Below are 17,624 nucleotides of genomic sequence, written 5' to 3'. Positions count from 1 at the left end.
TGTCTACGAGCTCCGATCCGGGTCGGTGAGGCTGGTGTCCGCGAAATGGAGTTGGACGCGGTGATCCCAGGCGACGTCGCGGACGTTCGGGGCCGCGGCGATCCGCGTCAGGATGACTCCGAGTTCGATGATGAACAGGTCGTCGAGCCACGCCTTGTCGAGGCGTCGGTACGCAGACACTGCTTCGGGCGACGTCGGATCGGTCGCCGTCCAGGCGGCTTCGGCCGCGGACGAGTATTCGCGGCTCACGTAGTTCGACGAGTTCTTCGCGGCGTTGAACGGGTACGCGCTGACCGCGAGGGTCGACGGTGTGAACTGGGCGAACGCGTGCTGCAGAACCCACAGTCCGGGAAACTGCGACCCGATCAGTTTCTTGGATTGCACGGTCTTCTCATTGGGAACCAGGTTCACCGTGATCCCGATGTCGCGCAGATTGGACTGCACGATCTCGGCGACGATGCGGAAGGACGATCCGGTCGTCGTGTAGTCGAGGTCGATCGGCCCGATCGGCCCCACACCGCGCAGCAGGTCCTTCGCCTTCTGGACGTTCCGCGAGTAGGTCTGGTTGGCACCGGGGTCATAGGCAGGCGAGGTCTTCGGCCACGGCAGGTTCACCGGATATCCGGAGCCGCGGAAGACGTCGCCGATGATGCGGTCGCGGTCGACGGCGAAGGCGATCGCCTTACGGACTCGCGGATCGGCGAGCGCCGGATTGGCGACGTTGACGCCGACGTACACCTGCGACTCGGCTCCGGTCAGTTCGATGTCGGTGAAGCCGTACCGCTCGGTCGCCAGCTGCTGGTCTTGGGACGTCAAGTCGCCGGCGAGGTCGAGCTGCCCGGTCCGCAGCCGTGTGTACAGCGACTTGGGGTCCGTGGACTCGACGAGAGTCACCGCGTCGAGCGGCGGCGCCCCGCCCCAGTAGTCGTCGTTGCGGACCAGACGGATCCTCGAGTTGGGCGTCCACGACGCGAGCCGGAACGGGCCCGTCCCGTTGAAGGTCTTTCCGGCCTTGAGTTCGTCGAGGGTGTCGCCGTCGAGGATGGGGGCGGAGTCGAGCAGGTCGAAGATGTTGCTCAAGGGGTGTGCGAACTGCAACGTCACACGGTAGGGATCGGACACGTCGTACCCGGTGATCGCGGCTGCGGTCCGCTTGAACTGGGGGGTCCACGGTCCGCCGAGATACGCGAGGATCGACTGCTTCACATCCTGGGAGGTGAACTCTCTGCCGTTGTGGAAGGTGACGCCTTCGCGCAGAGTCAGGGTGAGTGAGCGTCCGTCCGGAGCCGACGTCCACGACGTCGCCAGCGAGGGGCGCGGCTTCGACGAGTCCGGTGGATAGCTGACGAGCGTGTCGAACACGTTGGCCACGACGTGGCCGTTCGCGCCGCCTGCGCCGATCTGCAACAGCGTGCTGGGCGTCAGGTCGCCGAGGACCCCGGCGCGGAGTTCGCCGCCGCGCTGGACGGGGCCGGTCCGGGTCGCCGGACTCTGCTGGGCGTCGACGGCGCTGCGGCACGCGGTCAGCCCGACGACGGTCACCAGTGTCAGGGCCAGTACGCACAGCGCGCGTATTCGCGGAGGGCGAATCGATGAATGTCGGGACATGATCCAGGGGGCTGCTTTCTCGGATTAGATCGGTCGGTATTGAACGACTGGCATCGAATGATCCGGTATGCAGCTGAATTTGTAATCACTTCCATTCACGGCGAATAAAACCTTTGCCCCGGCACTCACATGCGGCGCATTCTCGGGCCATGAGTAACGATATTCCAGAATATGCCCGCGGCTATGAGGGCTTCGACGGAAGAATTGGACGTATCAGTTCGCAGTCGACGCCGTGGTGGCCCGAAGAAGAATCGGCGACTCGCGCGTCGCCGAACATCGTCGTGGTTCTGATCGACGACATGGGATTTTCCGACATCGCGCCGTTCGGATCGGAGATTCCCACGCCGAACATCGATCGGATCGCGGACACCGGGTACCGGCTGAGCAACTATCACACGACGCCGGTCTGTTCGCCCGCCCGCGCAGCGCTGCTGACCGGGGTCAACCCGCATCGTGCCGGCTACGGCAGCGTCGCCAACTCCGATCCCGGTTTCCCCGGCCTTCGACTGGAGCTGGCCGACGACGTCCTGACCCTCCCGGAGATTCTGCGCGAGTCCGGTTACGCGACGTTCGCAGTGGGCAAGTGGCACCTGGTGCGCGACGCCGACATGAGCCCCGGACGGTCCCGCCGGTCGTGGCCGTTACAGCGCGGATTCGACAGCTACTACGGTTCGTTGGAGGGCCTCAACTCCTTCTTCCATCCGAACCAACTGATCGCCGACAACTCGGTGGTCGACGTCGACGAGTATCCCGAGGGGTATTACGTGACCGACGACCTGACCGACCGCGCGGTCGCACAGGTCAAGGCGTTGCGCGCGCATGACGCCGACAAGCCGTTCTTCCTGTACTTCGCGCACATCGCGATGCACGGGCCGCACCAGGTGAAGGCGGAAGACCTCGCCCGACACCGTGGCCGATACTCCGCCGGGTGGGACGAGGTCCGGCGACACAGGTTCGCCGAGCAGGTAGCGGCCGGCCTGTTCGATCCCGGAACTCCGATCGCGGAACGCAACACCGAACCCGGTTACGACGCTCCGCTCTGGGAGACCCTGTCGGCTGAGGAACAGGAGCGCTACCAGCGGTACCAGGAGGTCTACGCCGCTCTGGTCGACAGCGTCGACCAGAGCGTCGGACGGCTCCTCGACCTTCTCGACGACCTCGGCGAACTGGACGACACCATCGTCGTCTTCACCTCCGACAACGGCGGAACTGCGGAGGGCGGACCGGCCGGAACCCGGTCGTACTTCAGCCAGTTCGTGCACGGCCCGGTGCCGCCGGACTGGGAACGCGACGTCCCGCACGACGAGTCGCTGATCGGTTCGGCGGATCTGGGCGTCCACTATCCGCGCGGGTGGGGTCAGGCGTCGAACACGCCGTTCCGCTTCTACAAAGGGCAGACGTTCGCCGGCGGTGTCCGCGTCCCGTTCCTGCTCTCGTGGCCGGGCGGGCTCGCTCGCGCCGCCGACGACAACGGTGTGCGCAGACAGTTCTCGTATGTCACCGACCTCGCACCGACGCTCCTGGACCTGGCGGGGATCCAGACGCCTCCCACTCGTCACGGTCTGCCCGCCGCCGACCGTGACGGTGTCAGCGTCGTCGACGTGTTCCGCGACAGCAGCGCAGCATCGCCGCACACCGAGCAGTACGCCGAGTTCGGCGGCCATCGCGGCTTCTACCGCGACGGGTGGAAGCTCCTGTCGCTGCACGACGGCGATCCGACGCATGTCGATCGGCCGGTATGGGAGCTCTACGACATGCGGACCGATCCGGCAGAGACGCACGACGTCGCAGCCGAACATCCCGACGTCGTCGCCGAACTCGCGGCGGCGTGGGACGAGGCCGCCTGGCACAACACCGTCTTTCCGCTGTTCGACGTGCCGGGCGACGCCCAACGCAGACGGCCTGCCGAACGGGAGCGCTTCGAGTCACCGGTCCGGATCCTGGCCGGCGCACCGACGCTCGAACGCTACCGATCGAGCAGACTCATCGCCTACCGCGACTTCGAGGTGATCGTCGAGCTCGACGGCTGGTCGCGCGAGGACGAGGGCGTCCTCGTCGCACACGGTGATCTGCAGGGTGGATATCTGCTCGCCGTCGAGGACGGAAGGCTGACGTTCGTCTTCAACTCGTACGGCCGGATCAGCCGCGTGTCCGGGACCTTGCCGCCGGGCACGAGGACCGTTGTCGTCCGGGCCGAGGCCACCGCGGACGTGCGGTGGAACTTCGTGGTGACCACCAGGGACGGGGACGAGAAGGGCGGGGAGGAGACGGTGGTCGCGGAACTTCCGCGCGCGGTACAACTCGTCGGTATGGCTCCGTGGACCGGCATCTCGGTCGGGCTCGACGCACGGGGGCCGGTCGACCCGGATCTGCGCGGGAGACGAGGGGTGTTCCGCGCACCGTCGAGCCTGGTCGCCGTCACGTACCGTCCCGGCGAGGTGAAAGTTCCCGCTGAGGTGCGGAAGTCCATCGACCAGCGGGCAGAGGATGTGGCCGACTGACCGCTCATCACTTTCCACTCACCATGAATCTATCCCTGTCGGTTCATATCGGTGCGTGCTTCACTGAATACACCGAATCGGTGAATCACCGGTCTTTATCACCTGGATCTCGAACAGCGAGTATCAGTTCCTCTACTCGCTTTCGTGTTTCCGCTACATCTCCATTCCCGATCGGTTCAAAAGAGTCCGATAACCCGCAACCTCGGCACTATGAAAGGCGTTCACAATGACCGTAACCGTCTCCAATTCCACCGACCGAGATCTCGAGATCCAGGCCGTCTACGCCGACGCCGGAATCACTGTTGACAAACTCGGCGAACACATCGGTGCGCGTATCGGGGGAGTCACGCTCGGCGGCGAGGTGCCGGCCGAGAAGATCGAAGCCATCCGGCTGGCGCTCGCTGTGAACAAGGCGATCGTCTTCACCGGCCAGAACCACCTTGACGACGAGAGCCAGTACGCGTTCGCTCAGTTGCTCGGCGACCCGACTCTTCCGCACCCCACCGTCACCTCACGGGGTGATCAGCTGCTGACCATCGAGGGCGCCGCGAACAGCTGGCACACCGACGTGTCGTTCGTCGACCGCATCCCGAAGGCGTCGATTCTGCGAGCTGTGAACCTGCCGACCTGGGGTGGAGCCACTACCTGGGCGTCGACGACCGCAGCGTACAACCAACTGCCCGACAGTCTGAAGGCGTTCGTCGACGGGCTGTGGGCCAAGCACACCAACTTCTACGACTACGTGACCAACGACGTCGACATCGACGACACCGACGTCGAGCACCGCGTGGTCCACTACGAAGAGTTCACGAGCAAGGAGTACCAGACCATTCACCCCGTGGTCCGCGTCCACCCGGAGACCGGTGAGAAGACCCTGCTCCTCGGCCACTTCGTCAAGGAGTTCGTCGGCCTCAAGCCCGCCGAGTTCAGCGCCGTCTACCAGCTTCTTCAGAACCGAATCATCAAACTGGACAACACTTTCCGGTGGAACTGGAGCCTGGGAGACGTGGCGATCTGGGACAACCGAGCCACCCAGCACTACGGAGTCGCCGACTTCGGGTCGCAGAGCCGCAAGTTGCACCGCATCACGCTGGCGGGCGACGTCCCCGTCAACGCCGAAGGCCGCACCGGGGAGATCATCACCGGCGACGCCTCGCACTACTCGGTAGTCGAGCAGCCGAAGCGGTTGGCGCCGTTCGCCGACTGAATCGGCCTGCCTGTCGAGTTCGCTGTGGCGGTCAGTCTCGGCCGAACGAGTACCAGATCGGTCCGGTGAGCAGCCAGATGACGGTGATCGTTCCGAGTACGCCGAATCCGCTGACCAGCGCCTCGCGTTGTTCGGGGTCGGCGACGGTGACACCGAGCAGTCCGGTGATCGCCACGGCGATGCCGACGGCGCCGAGCCAGCGTCCGAAGTCGGCCCACTCGTAGCGACGACGTTCGGGGCCGGACGCCGCGAGCTTGCGCGGCGCCGGTCCGTCGGCGAAGCGGTGTGCGAACCGAACGTCGGCCCACGCGATCAATCGACGGGAGAACATGATCGTGCAGCCGAGATAGATCGGGGCCAGTCGGTGTGCGAACTCGACGTCGCCGCCCTGTGCCAGATCCAGCCCGACCGCGACGAGCAGCACGACGTCGATGAGCGGGACGCACGCGAAAACGATCATCGACGGGCGCGGCATTCGCGCGACGTACCGCAGGGCGAGTCCGCCGACCACGAACACCCAGAAACCGATCTCGCAGGCTGCGATCGTCAGAAGTACGGGGTCGGGGAGTTCGCTCATGCCTTCAGCGTTCACCGGAACGTCCGGTGTGCGCGTCCGCCCTCGGGTCGGTGACGGGTCCGCCTTTCGGTGGACCCGTGCCCGCCGGGCGTGTGCTGTAGTGGAGGAACGATGAAGTCTCCTCTGGGCGGATCCGACCTGTCGCGGTCGACGAATCTCGTCGCCGTCGGCACGCTCGCCGTCGGGCTCCTGCTGTGGGCGTGCGGCGCGTTCAGCTTCTTCTCCGACCACGACGTGTATCCCTGGTATGCGAAGTTGGCACTGCTCACAGCGGCTTTCGTCATTCAGATCACGGCGCGTCGTCGGCCCGTTGTCGCATTCGGAGCGATGTGCGCGTTGCTGGCCGTCGACGCGTTCTGGGGGCCGTCGTTGCCGCTGTGGATCGTGATGTCGGACGTCGTGTTCCTCTGTGCTGCACGAGGCACCCGGATCCTGCGGCATGTCGTGATCGTCGTGTGCACGGTTCTGACGCTCGGACTCGCTATCGCGGGTGCGGTGGTCGGCGGCGTGCAGGTCGGCGTGCTCGTCGGACTGGTCGGCATCGCTTTCCTGCTCTCGCCGATCACCTACGCGCAGTCGGTGACCGCGGCCCGGCGGGCGTCCGATGCGGAGAAGACGGCAGCGGTCTCGCAGGCGCACGCGGACCGCACGCAGGCGCTTGCCGACGAACGACGCAGGCTGTCGCGCGAACTGCACGACACGGTGGCCGGGCACGTGTCGGCCATCGCCATCCTGTCCGAGGTGGCTCGGGACGTGGCCGATCCGGCGCAGATCGTCGACTCGATCCGCGGGAACAGCCTCGCCGCGCTACGCGAACTCCGCGCGATGATCGACGTCCTCGCCGCCGATGGGGACGAGAGGACGACCGCCCGTTGGTCGTCCCTCGGACCGTTGATCGCCGCTGCCGACGCGGTCGGCTCGACGGTCACCGTGGACGGTGATCCGCAAGCGCAGTCGCATCAGGTCGAGGCGGTGCTCACCCGGATCGCGGGCGAGGCGCTCGCCAACGCCACACGGCACGCGCCCGGACACGCGGTGAGCGTTGTCGTCGACGAGTTCGACGATCGCGTGCGCCTGACCGTGCGTAACGAGATGTCGTGCGAGCCTTCGGGAGTCGGCAGAGGCATCGTAAACATGGGGATCCGCGCGGAGAGCATCGGTGGTCGGGCGGACGCCGGACCCGCCGGGACCGACTGGATAGTGACTGCGGAGGTGCCCCGATGAACGACGACCGGCGCGTGCGGGTGGTGCTCGCCGACGACCATTCGGCGGTCCGCGAGGGGCTCCGAATGGTGTTGGAGGCGTCGGGGCGGATCAGTGTGGTCGGCGAGGCCTCCGACGGCGCAGCCGCGGTGAGCGCGGCGACGCGGCTCCGTCCGGACCTCGTGCTGATGGACGTTCGGATGCCACAGGTGGACGGGATCGCGGCCACCGAGACGATCACGTCGTCGACGGACGTCCGGGTTCTGGTGCTGACGACGTTCGGGCTCGACGACTACGTGCTCGGCGCGCTCGCCGCAGGCGCGTCGGGATTCCTGCTGAAGACGGCGACGGGTACCGAGCTCGTCGACGGAACGCTGCGAGTGGCGGCCGGAGATGCGGTGCTCGACGCCGAAGTCGCACGCGTCGTGGTGGACGCGATGCGCGGACGCCAGACCGCTGCCGCGCCCGACCTGTCGGCGCTCACCGATCGCGAACGCGACGTCCTCGCAGGTGTCGGTGCGGGACTGTCGAACGCTCAGATCGCACGGCGCCTGGAGATAGGGGAGTCGACGGTCAAGACTCACGTCTCGCGCGTGCTGATGAAGCTCGATGCGCCGTCACGAGTCCAAGCCGCCGTGGTCGCAGTTCAGGCCGGCCTCGTCTGACGGCTCCAACCTCGAAAATCGGGTTACGCGATCGAACGTTCTATCGGGCTACGCGACTTTCGGGGTAGTAGCCGCCGATGGTGCTTCCGGGGGTCTGGTCATCGTGAGAGTCGAGTAGAGGACGAGCATCGACGACGCGGCGGTGAAGTTGAGCCCGATGTCGCGGGCGCGGACGTGCGACCCGACGGCGAGTACGAAATAGATCGTCAGCATCGCGGCCGTCAGGCGGGCGAGCCCGGGATATCGGGGTGCGGCGGCGAGTCCGACAGCCGACGCGGCCTTGATCACGGGGAAGACCCAACGGTGTTCGGCCGGGAACTCGACCGAGTCGAGGCAGCGTGCGACGTAGGGGATGGGGCCGATGCAGGCTGCGGCGTCCGCCGCCTGGCCAGCAGCCGCCAGCTGGTAGACGCGGGGGTCGCGGGCCAATGCGGTGAGTGGACTCATGTTTCGACGGTAGGACGGCGATTACGAGATCACAAGGCCGCACGTCACACGGCTTATCCGATCGGCTCGTCGAACCGTAGAAATCGTACGGTCCGCTGCGGGTCGACGTTGTCTTTGTTGGCCCGAAGCGCGTCGAGTTCGGTCGCGAAGACCCGGTCGACACGGACTACTCCGTCGTCGACGACGACCGCCCACACGCCGTCGCCAGCGACATCGACCCGAGGCTTGGGATCGGGTCGCACCGGTGTCCGGTCGCGGACTGGCTTGTCCCGCAACTGATTCTCGACGAACTGCCCGACCATGCGGCGGAGGCCGTCGCTCGCTTCGCGGGTGAACCAGTCCATGTCGTCCGGGCCGGGTCCGTAATCAGAGCCTGTCATGGTCTTCGCCTTTCATCGGTGACTCCATGGTGACCGAATCCACCACCGCTCGCCATTGCCCCCGGTACGAGGCTCGGTAGGATTCTGAGCGTGGTCGCGTGCGCGGCCCCGGACGAGCCCGCCGTACCCGGTCAGCGACAAGACGGTGGAGACGGGAATCCGCCATGGCCTGGATCGTCCTGGTGATCTCGGGGCTCTTCGAAGCCGTGTGGGCGACCGCCCTCGGCCGATCCGAAGGGCTGCACCGACTCTCGCCGACCATCGTGTTCTTCGTAGCGCTCGCCGTCAGCATGGGCGGTCTCGCCTACGCGATGCGTGATCTGCCGACCGGGACGGCGTACGCGGTGTGGGTAGGGATCGGAGCCACTGCGACGGTCGTGTATGCGATGGCGACCGGGGCGGAGGCCGCGAACATCCTCAAGATCGTGTGCATTCTCGCGATCGTCGGCGGTGTGATCGGCTTGAAACTGGTCTCCTGACAAGACGAAGGGGCCGGAACCACAATGTGGTCCCGGCCCTTGTCGGGTGTCGCGGATCAGCGGCCCGACAGTTTGTTCTTGAGGGAGTCGATGCCATCCTTGGCCTTGTCAGCAGCCTCGGTGACCTTCTCGCGGGCTCCCGCGAGGCCCTGGTCGGCCTGGCCCTCATTCTTGAGGTCGTCGTTGTTGGTCGCTGCACCTGCAGCTTCTTTGGCGCGCCCCTTGAGGTCGTCTGCCTTGTTCTGTGCGTCGTCTGCGATTCCCATGCGATACCCCTCCGTCGAATCGAACACGACCGGATCGCGCATATCGGATCCGGGCCATCCGTATGGACGGCACCTTTCACGGTACCGGTCTTCGCAGGACACGGCAGGGCGGGGCTGACCTGGAGCCGATGTGCAGGGCCGACGTGAGACTAGAAGTCGCCGTTGGCCTGTCGCAGCGTGCGGATCGCGTCGACCAGCGCGCGTGACTGGTCGGGCGGAAGCCCGATGTCGGCGAACACCACGTTCAACGCGACCGTCGCCTTCTCGACTACTTCGCGGCCCGACTCGGTGATCGCGACCAGCGTGGTCCGGCCGTCGGTTGGGTGCGGGCGGCGCTCCACCAGACCCGCCTCGACGAGACGCGCGACGGCACTGGTGGCCGACGACACGTGCACCTGGAGGAGGTCGCTCGTCTTGGAGATCGGTAACGCACCGGCCCGACTGAAGGCGAGGAGACGGAGCAGTTCGAAACGTGCGAAGGTCAAGCCGAACGGTTTGAGTTCGTTCTCCACCCGCGCGAGCATGATCTGGTGCGCGCGCATCACCGAGGTGACCGCTTCCATGCCGTCGGCGACGGCCTCGCCCCACCCGGCGTCCTCCCAGTTGGTGCGGGCCCGTGCGATCGGATCGTTCTCGTCACGCACGGAACCCACTCCTTCACCAGACCGAACTACTTCAAGGTGTCGATTATGGCACTGAAGTCGAGATGTCCGTTCTCCGCGGCGAACGACGAGTACAGCTCGGCAGCATGCGTGCCAAGGGGAGCCGACGATCCGCTCGTCGACACCGCGTCCATCGCGAGCCCGAGATCCTTGTTCATCAACGCCGTCGCGAAGCCCGGCTTGAAGTCGTTCTCCGACGGCGCGGTCGGCACCGGGCCGGGAACCGGGCAGTTGGTGTGCAGCGCCCAGCAGTTTCCGGTCGCACCGGTCACCACGTCGTACAGCGCCTGATCGGCCAACCCGAGCTTGTCTGCCAGGACGAAGGCCTCGCCGACGGCGATCTGTTGGACCGCCAGGATCATGTTGTTGCAGAGCTTCGCGGCCTGGCCGTTGCCGGTGCCCCCGCACGGCACGATCTTGCCCGCCATCGGGTCCAGGACCGGTTGCGCGGCCGACACTGACGCGTCGTCGCCGCCGACCATGAAGGCCAGCGTGCCTGCGGTCGCGCCCTTCACGCCGCCGGACACCGGAGCATCCACCTGCAGCATCCCCTTCTCGACCGCCTGCGCATTCACGTCGCGGGCGTCTTCGACGGAGATGGTGGACGAGTCGATGAACAGCGTCCCCTTGTCGGCGTGCTCGAGGACCGACGCGTACACGGACTTCACGATCGCGCCGCTCGGCAGCATCGTGATCACCGCATCGGCGCCGACGACCGCTGCTTCAGCCGAGTCGACCGCGCTCACTCCGTGGTCGACGGCAGCGGCGACGGCGTCGGCCGACAGATCGAAGCCGACTACTTCGTGACCGGCTGAGATGAGGTTCGAGGCCATGGGGCCACCCATGTTGCCCAGTCCGACGAATGCGATCTTCATCGCGATTTCCTTTCGTTGCTGAAACGGGCGGCTTCGGCACGGCCGATCACCATCCGCATGATCTCGTTGGTTCCTTCCAGGATGCGGTTCACGCGAAGATCGCGGACGATCTTCTCCACCCCGGTCTCATGGAGGTAGCCGTACCCGCCGTGCAGTTGCAGTGCTTGATCGGCGACGGTGAAGCACGACTCGGTCACGAACCGCTTCGCCATCGCACACAGTTCGACCTTGTCGGGATCGCCTGCGTCGAGGGCTTCGGCCGCGCGCCACAGCATCAGTCGCGACGCTTCGAGGTTCATCGCCATGTCGGCGATCGTCGCGCGGATCGTCGGCTCGTCGATCAGCGGTGCGCCGAACGCGTGACGATCCGCGGTGTACGCGAGCGCCATGTCGTACGCCGCCTGTGCGCCGCCGAGCGAACACGCGGCGATGTTGAGGCGGCCGCCGTTGAGTCCGTTCATGGCGATGGAGAAGCCGGTGCCTTCCCCAGTGGGGCCGCCGAGCATCGCCTCGGCGGGCACGCGTACGTCGTCGAAGATCACCTGGGCGGTCGGCTGGTTGTGCCACCCCATCTTCGCTTCGGCGGGGCCGAATGACAGTCCCGGCGTGCCCTTCTCGACGATGAACGTCGAGATCCCGCGTGCTCCGGCGTCACCCGTCCGCGCCATCACAATGTAGACGTCGCTGACGCCGCCGCCGGAGATGAACTGCTTGCTGCCGCGCAGGACGAACCCGTCGCCGTCGCGTCGCGCCGTCGTCGACAGAGCAGCGGCGTCCGAGCCTGCGCCTGGCTCGGTGAGGCAGTAGCTGGCGACCGTCTCCATCGACGCCATGCGCGGCACCCAGGTGCTGCGCTGCTCGTCGGTGCCGTAGGTGTCGACCATCCAGGTGCACATGTTGTGGATCGAGAGGAACGCGGCGGTCACCGGGTCGGCCTTGCTGAGCTCTTCGAAGATCCGGACGCCGTCGATGCGACGCAGACCCGAACCGCCGACGTCGTCGTTGGTGTAGATCGCGGCCATGCCGAGCGATGCGGCCTCAGTCATCTCCTCGACCGGGAAGTGCTGCGTCCGGTCCCACTCCAGCGAGTGCGGGGCCAGGCGTTTGCGGGCGAAGTCGCGCGCGGTCTCGACGACGAGCAGGTCGTCGTCGTTCAGAACGGGATAAGGCATGAGGCAAGAATAAACTTGGAAGTCCAACTAAATCAATAGGTTGGACGTCCAAGTTTATCTGCGGGGTGAGTCGGTGCGGTGCGTCAGCGGCCGGTCCACTGCGGCGGACGCTTCTGTACGAAGGCCATGATCCCTTCGGTCGTGTCCTGACTGACGAGGATCTCGTCGAGCACCGCGAGACTGTCGCGGACCGCGGTCACCGTGTCAGCCGTCGCGTCGGTCGACGCCATTGTCGAGATCGATGCACGAACCGCGGCGGGCGACGCGGCCAGGACCTCCTGGGCGACGCCGCGCGCGGCCGTCATCACCTCGCCGCGAGCTGCCACCCGCGAGACGAGTCCGTGTGAGTGCGCTTCCTTCGCATCGAGGCGGCGGCCGGTCAGGATCATGTCCCGGGCCAGGGCGGGCGGCAGCACCCGTGGAAGTCGGACGAGTCCGCCCGCGGCCGCGACGAGGCCGACCTTGACTTCGGGAAGCCCGAAGGTCGCCGACTCGTCGGCCACGATCACGTGGCACGCCAACGCGATCTCCAGGCCGCCGCCGAGTGCGAAGCCGTTCACGGCGGCGATCACCGGCTTCGGCAACCGGCGGCGGGCGGTGAGGCCAGCGAAGCCGTTCTCCGGCATCGACAGCCCGCCGCTGCCTGCGCTGGCCGCGAGGTCATTGCCCGACGAGAATGCCTTCTCGCCCGCACCGGTCAGGATCGCCACCCACAGGTCGGGGTCGGCGAAGTAGGCCTCGAAGACGGCGTCGAGTTCGGCGTTGGTCTGCGGGCTGATCGCATTGCGTGAGTCGGGACGGTTGATCGTGACCTCGAGGACGTGGCCGTCCCGCTCGACGATCAGATGCTCGTACTCGTCGGCGAAGCCGGGAGTCGGGCGTGGATGCCGTTCGTCGAGTTCGGCGCGAGTCGACGCGACGACGTTCCGGTCGGCCGACGACCGCGCGTACACCGTTCGGCCGACGGGATCCTCGTTCCCGCAGAGCAGGTCGAGGAGATCGTCGCCGTCGGCGGTCGCGATGAACCGGGTGCCGTCGTGCAGGCGTCCGATCACACTGCCCGCCCGATCCTCACGGTCGGGGTTGAGCACCGTGAACGATTCGATCACGGCGCGACCGTCGGCGTACCGCGTCAGCGGAACGGTCGGTACAGCGTCGAGTTCGCGTTGCACGGCGTCGGACGTCGACACCCGCCACGGAGCAGGGGTCGTCGAGTAGACGCCGACCGAGTACTTGCTGAGGATCCCACCGTTCGCCCCGACCAGGCCGAACGAGCCCGGTGTGCGCCGAGCGCGGTCGACGATCTCGGCGATGCCGTGCATCGAATAGTTGTTGCCTGGCCCGCCGAAGTAGGGGAGTCCGCCGGTCGCGGTGAGTCCGCGAGGGTCGTCGGGTTCGAGACCGAAGGCGTCGGCCACGTTCGAGACCGCGATGGGAAAACAGCTGTACAGATCGAGTGCGGCGACGTCGCTCATCCCGATCCCGGCCATCTCGAGCGCGGTGTGCACCGCGGCGACCGCCGACGGCGCCCGCGAGAGATCGGGGCGCTGCATCATCGGCGGTTCGCGGAGGTCGGCGTGTCCGTGGACGAACACCCACCGTGACGGGTCGATGCCCGCCCGTCGTGCCGCACCTACCGACATCATCACGACCGCCGCGGCCTGGTTCACCTGGTCGCGGGAGATCAACCGTCGCGTGTACGGGACGCAGACGCGCCGATTGTTCTCGCTGGGGACGGCGAGATCGGCCGGCGAGTACACGCGGGAGGTCGACGAATGCGGATTCGTCGACGCGATCTGCGACATCGGAGCGAACAGCGTGCCCATCTGGGCCGCGTACTCGGCGCGCGAGCGGCCGAGGCGGTGGCGACGCGCGTTCTCCAGCAGTGAGTACTGCGCGACCGGGGTCATGACTCCGTGCCGGACCTCGTCGGCCGAGGTGAGCCCCGCGATGCCGAATCCGCGGTCTTCGAGTTGGCCGCCGACCGTTTCGGAGTAGTCGGGCCGGTCGTCGGACTTCCTCGCGGCGCGGACGGTCGACATCACCTCGGCGCCGAACAGCACGACGGCGTCGGTGCGGCCGGCCGCGATCTCGGAGCCGAACTCGGTCACCAGGTGCTGTGGGCTCTGGCCACCGGTCACCTCTTCGACAGCGCGGCGCGGCGCCATGCCGGTCCGCTGCGCGACGGCACGAGGCGTGTTGTCCGGGCGGCCGAGCGGCGACTTCGACATCGGACTCGACCGCTCGAACGATCGGACTGCGACCGCCACGTCGATCGCCTCGGCGAGAGTCGTCGGATCGATGCCCGCGTCGGCGAACGCCGCGCGGACTGAATTCGCTGCGAGGTCCGCTTCGCCGAGCCTCTGGTAGTCCGGGTCGTCGAGACGTTCGGACGCCTGTCCGACACCTACGATGATCGGAGTGGTCGGGTCGATGTCACCGGCGGCGACGATGTTGTCATCCATGAATGGCATTATTCATCGGCGGCCGCATCGGGTGTCACGCTGGTCGGCCCGAGAAGGCGTCAACGGTCGACGATCGAGGACCTCGAGGAGGAATATGCGCGCGATGGCTTACGCAGACGCGGCCATGTACTGGGCTTCTCGGATCACCGACAACGACCAGTTCCTGCTCTTCGCGTTCGATGCACCGACCTCGGCGACAGAGGCGGCGGACCTCGTCGGCACCGTGCGACGCCGCGCGGCAGGTCTCGCGGACCTGCATCTGAAGGTCGAGTCGGTTCCCGGCGACCTCGACTATCCGCGCTGGACGCCCGCGCTGGTCCGCGACGACGCGGTCGTCGTCCACGCCGGTCCCTTCGAGTGGAGCGGCGTGCTGGCGGAGGTGGCCGGACTGCCGCAACTGCGCGAGCGCGGATCCCTGTGGCGAGTCCACATCTTCGATCGGGTGGACGGGGTGCGCGGTGCAGACCGCGCCGCTCGGGTCGCCGTCTTTCAGGTCTCCCACGCGCTCGGGGACGGCAGACGCGTGTCGGCGATCGCCCGCGCGCTGTTCGGCGGTGCTCAGCCCGAGTCCGCGCGCGACGGACCGGTCGCCGTCGACGACGGCCGGCTCGCGGCGGTGCGCGGCGGGGCGATGATCGGACCGCATCTGGCTCGTGCGACGGCGCGCGGCCTCGCGGCGTGGTCGGCGGCCGAACCGGAACCCGATGCGGTGTCGGTCGGTCCGACACGAGCCAACGCCGATCCCGGGTCCGTTCGAGAACTACGGACGCTCACCGTGCCTATCGAAGCGGTGAAGGCCGGTGGGCGATCGGTGACCGCCGGTGTCCTCGCTGTTCTCGCCGAGGTCCTCCCGGACTTTCTCGCCGCTCCGCCGGGTGACGCGTGCGTGGAGGCTGCCCTCGCATTCGAGGACGAACCGGACGCAGACGCCCTGTCGCGCAACCGTTTTCAAACGGCAGGAATCAGCATCCACGCCGACGTCGACGACCGGGTCCGACGAGCGGGCCTGATCGCAGACGATCTGGCCGCCGCGCGCCGCCGCGCTCACTCGCCGGGTCGGGTCGCGGCGCGGCGAGCCGCGGCGTCGGCGCCGGCAGCACTCGCCTCGGCCGCGGTCCGCCTCGGCGCCGACGCGCCACCGCCTGCGACCGTCTCCGGGTGGACCGTCGTGTCGTCGGTGAATCGGGGTGCGGCGGACCTGTCCCTCGCGGGAGGCCGGGTGCTGATGACGGCGGGCTTCCCCGCCCTCTCACGCATGCATTCACTGACGCACGGCATTCACGGGATCGGCGAGAACGTCACGATCTCGGTGTGCGCAGGCGGCGCGGTCGCGTCCGACGTCGACGACTACCTGTCGGCGCTGGCGAGCGCGCTGGACCAGACCAGCGATCGGTGACGGACCGCTTCGAGAGTGCGTGCAGGTCAGGTCGACGGATGCTCAGCCGAGTGGCGGCATGGGTTGATCGTATGAGCCGCGTCCGCCGCCGTTCCCGCGCGTGAGGCGTTTGGGGAGGCGCTCGGCGAGTCCGCCGATCGGGGCGACCGACGCGTTGAGGAGTTCGACGATGTCGTTGAGACGGTCGACGGTCTCCTGCATCGCAGCGAGATTCGGCGGCAGCGACGCCAGCGTCGCCGACAACTCGGTGAACTTGTCGAGCGGGCCGCCCTCCTCGATGAGTCGGTCCAGCGCACCGCCTTCGCCGAGTAACTGGTCCAGGAGACCGTCGTCGCTCGCCGCGCGGTCGAGCAGGCCGTCCTGTTTGGCGAGCTTCTCCAGGACGCCGTCGGGTGCGGTCAACTTGTCGACGATGCCGCCCTCGGAGGTGAGTCGCTCGAGAATGCCTTCGTTCTCGGTGAACTGGTCGACGACGCCGCCCTCGCGCGTCAGTCGATCGAGCGGGCCGTCCTTGGCGGCCAAGCGCATCAAGATGCCATTCTCGTCCGTCATCAGGTCGAGGAAGCCGCCGTCGGCGGTGAGTCGCTCGAGGACGCCTTCGTTGTCGGTGAACTGGTCGACGACGCCGCCGTCGCGCGTCAGTCGGTCGATGGGGCCGTCCTTCGCGGCCAGGCGCATCAAGATGCCATTCTCGTCCGTCATCTGGTCGAGGATGCCGTGGTTCTCCGTCAGCTTCTCGAGCAGACCGTTCGGTGCGGTGAGTCGGTCGATGACGCCGCCCGGCTGGACCAGACGATCAAGCGGTCCGCCATTGGCGAGGAGGCGGCCGAACGGCCGATCCGGTCCTAGCAGATCGGCCACCTGGCTCAGGATCGCCAACGGCGCCCGGACCGACGTGGTGTTCGCCTCTGCGCTGCTGACGCCGAGGACCTCGTTCACTTCGGTCTCGATGCTGCCCGCAGTCAACCGTGCGACGTTGACGACCGATTCGACGGTGCCGAGCAACACTCCGGTCGTTGCGAAACCGACGCGGAACGGCAGGGTGACGAGTTCACGTGCGTCGATGGGGGACCGGCTCATGCGCCGAAGTGTACCCGGCGGTTGCAGAAACCCGTCACTTCTTGGCGGCGGCCTTCGCCGCCTTCTTGAACTCGCGGACCTTGATCAGCGAGTCGCCGTCGACGACGTCGGCGACCGAGCGGAAACCCTTCTTCCCGTAGTCGCCGGTCACCGTCGTCCAGCCTGCGGGCTTCACGTCGAGTTGCTTGGCGAGGAGCGCGGTGAAGATCTTCGCTTTCTGCTCGCCGAAACCGGGCAGGGCGTGGATCCGCGCGAACAACTCTTTACCGGTCTTCGCGGTGGTCCAGATCGACTCGGTGTCGCCGTCGTACTCGTCGACGACGATGCGGGCCAAGTCTTGGATTCGGCCGGCCATCGACCGTCCGTAGCGGTGAACCGCCGGGGGAGTGGCGCACAGGTCGGCGAAGGTCTCGGGGTCGGCGGAGGCGATCGCCGCCGGGTCGAGCGAGCCGAAACGTTCGGCGATCTTCGCTGGACCGGCGAACGCCCGCTCCATCGGGAACTGCTGATCCAGCAGCATCCCGGTCACCAGAGCGAACGGGTCGGACGACAGCAGTTCGTCGGCGACCGGGTCCTGAGCAATCTGAAGATTCGCCATGAGCTCATGGTAAGGGGTGGCAGACTGTCGCCATGCGCGAACA

At 67.1% G+C, this 17,624-nt stretch carries 17 protein-coding genes and 1 riboswitch; of the genes, 6 read left to right on the top strand and 11 right to left on the bottom strand.

Annotated features, from left to right (window positions below; all coding sequences use genetic code 11):
- Positions 1–3: 3 nt before the first annotated feature.
- Positions 4–1,608 carry an ABC transporter substrate-binding protein gene (locus tag L5G32_RS14570; protein ID WP_237011785.1) on the bottom strand — a complete coding sequence of 535 codons (1,605 nt, stop codon included), beginning with the start codon at positions 1,606–1,608 and terminating at the stop codon, positions 4–6.
- A gap of 149 nt (positions 1,609–1,757) precedes the next feature.
- Between L5G32_RS14570 and L5G32_RS14565 the strand changes: the two genes are divergently transcribed.
- Positions 1,758–4,109: an arylsulfatase gene (locus tag L5G32_RS14565; protein WP_237011784.1), complete on the top strand. Its 2,352-nt coding sequence runs from the start codon at positions 1,758–1,760 to the stop codon at positions 4,107–4,109.
- Between the two features lie 226 nt (positions 4,110–4,335).
- Complete coding sequence (locus L5G32_RS14560) at positions 4,336–5,316, top strand: TauD/TfdA dioxygenase family protein (protein WP_237011783.1); 981 nt, start codon at positions 4,336–4,338, stop codon at positions 5,314–5,316.
- A gap of 31 nt (positions 5,317–5,347) precedes the next feature.
- Here L5G32_RS14560 and L5G32_RS14555 read toward each other — a convergent pair whose 3' ends face one another.
- Positions 5,348–5,893, bottom strand: a complete 546-nt coding sequence (locus tag L5G32_RS14555; RefSeq protein ID WP_237011782.1) for a hypothetical protein — start codon at positions 5,891–5,893, stop codon at positions 5,348–5,350.
- 111 nt (positions 5,894–6,004) lie between these two features.
- Here L5G32_RS14555 and L5G32_RS14550 point away from each other — a divergent pair, with 111 nt between their 5' ends.
- Positions 6,005–7,117, top strand: a complete 1,113-nt coding sequence (locus L5G32_RS14550; RefSeq protein ID WP_237011781.1) for a sensor histidine kinase — start codon at positions 6,005–6,007, stop codon at positions 7,115–7,117.
- Positions 7,114–7,761 carry a response regulator gene (locus L5G32_RS14545; protein WP_237011780.1) on the top strand — a complete coding sequence of 216 codons (648 nt, stop codon included), beginning with the start codon at positions 7,114–7,116 and terminating at the stop codon, positions 7,759–7,761. Before L5G32_RS14550 ends, L5G32_RS14545 begins: the two co-directional genes overlap by 4 nt.
- A gap of 48 nt (positions 7,762–7,809) precedes the next feature.
- Here L5G32_RS14545 and L5G32_RS14540 read toward each other — a convergent pair whose 3' ends face one another.
- Both L5G32_RS14540 and L5G32_RS14535 read right to left on the bottom strand, forming a co-directional pair.
- Positions 7,810–8,208 (bottom strand): DoxX family protein, encoded by a 399-nt coding sequence (locus tag L5G32_RS14540; protein WP_237011779.1) that lies wholly within the window; start codon positions 8,206–8,208, stop codon positions 7,810–7,812.
- Positions 8,209–8,261: 53 nt separating this feature from the next.
- A complete protein-coding gene (locus L5G32_RS14535; protein ID WP_237011778.1) occupies positions 8,262–8,588 on the bottom strand; it encodes an Rv0313 family protein in 327 nt (108 codons plus the stop codon).
- Between the two features lie 88 nt (positions 8,589–8,676).
- Positions 8,677–8,740, top strand: a riboswitch (guanidine-III (ykkC-III) riboswitch).
- Between the two features lie 12 nt (positions 8,741–8,752).
- Between L5G32_RS14535 and L5G32_RS14530 the strand changes: the two genes are divergently transcribed.
- Complete coding sequence (locus tag L5G32_RS14530) at positions 8,753–9,067, top strand: DMT family transporter (protein WP_237011777.1); 315 nt, start codon at positions 8,753–8,755, stop codon at positions 9,065–9,067.
- A 56-nt stretch (positions 9,068–9,123) separates the two neighbouring features.
- Here L5G32_RS14530 and L5G32_RS14525 read toward each other — a convergent pair whose 3' ends face one another.
- The 5 genes from L5G32_RS14525 to L5G32_RS14505 form a co-directional block, all read right to left on the bottom strand.
- Positions 9,124–9,333 carry a CsbD family protein gene (locus L5G32_RS14525; RefSeq protein ID WP_237011776.1) on the bottom strand — a complete coding sequence of 70 codons (210 nt, stop codon included), beginning with the start codon at positions 9,331–9,333 and terminating at the stop codon, positions 9,124–9,126.
- A gap of 149 nt (positions 9,334–9,482) precedes the next feature.
- Positions 9,483–9,977 (bottom strand): MarR family winged helix-turn-helix transcriptional regulator, encoded by a 495-nt coding sequence (locus L5G32_RS14520; RefSeq protein ID WP_372491700.1) that lies wholly within the window; start codon positions 9,975–9,977, stop codon positions 9,483–9,485.
- A gap of 26 nt (positions 9,978–10,003) precedes the next feature.
- Positions 10,004–10,870, bottom strand: coding sequence for a 3-hydroxyisobutyrate dehydrogenase (mmsB, locus tag L5G32_RS14515; protein WP_237011774.1), 867 nt, complete (start codon positions 10,868–10,870; stop codon positions 10,004–10,006).
- Entirely contained in the window at positions 10,867–12,042 is a 1,176-nt protein-coding gene (locus L5G32_RS14510; RefSeq protein WP_237011773.1) for an acyl-CoA dehydrogenase family protein, read from the bottom strand. The genes mmsB and L5G32_RS14510 overlap by 4 nt, the downstream gene beginning before the upstream one ends.
- An 83-nt stretch (positions 12,043–12,125) precedes the next feature.
- On the bottom strand, positions 12,126–14,507 hold the full coding sequence (locus L5G32_RS14505; RefSeq protein WP_237011772.1) for an acetyl-CoA acetyltransferase: 2,382 nt from the start codon (positions 14,505–14,507) through the stop codon (positions 12,126–12,128).
- 103 nt (positions 14,508–14,610) lie between these two features.
- On the opposite strand from L5G32_RS14505, the gene L5G32_RS14500 reads away from it, so the two are divergent.
- Positions 14,611–15,903 (top strand): serine/threonine-protein kinase, encoded by a 1,293-nt coding sequence (locus L5G32_RS14500; RefSeq protein ID WP_237011771.1) that lies wholly within the window; start codon positions 14,611–14,613, stop codon positions 15,901–15,903.
- A gap of 42 nt (positions 15,904–15,945) precedes the next feature.
- Here L5G32_RS14500 and L5G32_RS14495 read toward each other — a convergent pair whose 3' ends face one another.
- Both L5G32_RS14495 and L5G32_RS14490 read right to left on the bottom strand, forming a co-directional pair.
- Positions 15,946–16,983 (bottom strand): hypothetical protein, encoded by a 1,038-nt coding sequence (locus L5G32_RS14495; RefSeq protein WP_237011770.1) that lies wholly within the window; start codon positions 16,981–16,983, stop codon positions 15,946–15,948.
- Between the two features lie 34 nt (positions 16,984–17,017).
- Positions 17,018–17,581 carry an HhH-GPD-type base excision DNA repair protein gene (locus L5G32_RS14490; RefSeq protein WP_237011769.1) on the bottom strand — a complete coding sequence of 188 codons (564 nt, stop codon included), beginning with the start codon at positions 17,579–17,581 and terminating at the stop codon, positions 17,018–17,020.
- Positions 17,582–17,624: the final 43 nt, after the last annotated feature.

It is taken from the genome of Gordonia zhenghanii (genome assembly GCF_021738965.1).
In the GTDB taxonomy this organism is placed as follows: Bacteria; Actinomycetota; Actinomycetes; order Mycobacteriales; family Mycobacteriaceae; genus Gordonia; species Gordonia zhenghanii.
The sequence above is the reverse complement of the archived record's forward strand: the minus strand, read 5'-3'. Positions and strand labels throughout refer to the sequence as shown.

Coding starts and splice junctions, on each gene's coding strand:
- L5G32_RS14505 (WP_237011772.1), bottom strand. CDS start 14,507: ATGGATGACAACATCGTCGCCGCCGGTGACATCGACCCGACCACTCCG.
- L5G32_RS14510 (WP_237011773.1), bottom strand. CDS start 12,042: ATGCCTTATCCCGTTCTGAACGACGACGACCTGCTCGTCGTCGAGACC.
- L5G32_RS14555 (WP_237011782.1), bottom strand. CDS start 5,893: ATGAGCGAACTCCCCGACCCCGTACTTCTGACGATCGCAGCCTGCGAG.
- L5G32_RS14535 (WP_237011778.1), bottom strand. CDS start 8,588: ATGACAGGCTCTGATTACGGACCCGGCCCGGACGACATGGACTGGTTC.
- L5G32_RS14540 (WP_237011779.1), bottom strand. CDS start 8,208: ATGAGTCCACTCACCGCATTGGCCCGCGACCCCCGCGTCTACCAGCTG.
- L5G32_RS14565 (WP_237011784.1), top strand. CDS start 1,758: ATGAGTAACGATATTCCAGAATATGCCCGCGGCTATGAGGGCTTCGAC.
- L5G32_RS14495 (WP_237011770.1), bottom strand. CDS start 16,983: ATGAGCCGGTCCCCCATCGACGCACGTGAACTCGTCACCCTGCCGTTC.
- L5G32_RS14525 (WP_237011776.1), bottom strand. CDS start 9,333: ATGGGAATCGCAGACGACGCACAGAACAAGGCAGACGACCTCAAGGGG.
- L5G32_RS14560 (WP_237011783.1), top strand. CDS start 4,336: ATGACCGTAACCGTCTCCAATTCCACCGACCGAGATCTCGAGATCCAG.
- L5G32_RS14530 (WP_237011777.1), top strand. CDS start 8,753: ATGGCCTGGATCGTCCTGGTGATCTCGGGGCTCTTCGAAGCCGTGTGG.
- L5G32_RS14490 (WP_237011769.1), bottom strand. CDS start 17,581: ATGGCGAATCTTCAGATTGCTCAGGACCCGGTCGCCGACGAACTGCTG.
- L5G32_RS14550 (WP_237011781.1), top strand. CDS start 6,005: ATGAAGTCTCCTCTGGGCGGATCCGACCTGTCGCGGTCGACGAATCTC.
- L5G32_RS14545 (WP_237011780.1), top strand. CDS start 7,114: ATGAACGACGACCGGCGCGTGCGGGTGGTGCTCGCCGACGACCATTCG.
- mmsB (WP_237011774.1), bottom strand. CDS start 10,870: ATGAAGATCGCATTCGTCGGACTGGGCAACATGGGTGGCCCCATGGCC.
- L5G32_RS14570 (WP_237011785.1), bottom strand. CDS start 1,608: ATGTCCCGACATTCATCGATTCGCCCTCCGCGAATACGCGCGCTGTGC.
- L5G32_RS14500 (WP_237011771.1), top strand. CDS start 14,611: ATGGCTTACGCAGACGCGGCCATGTACTGGGCTTCTCGGATCACCGAC.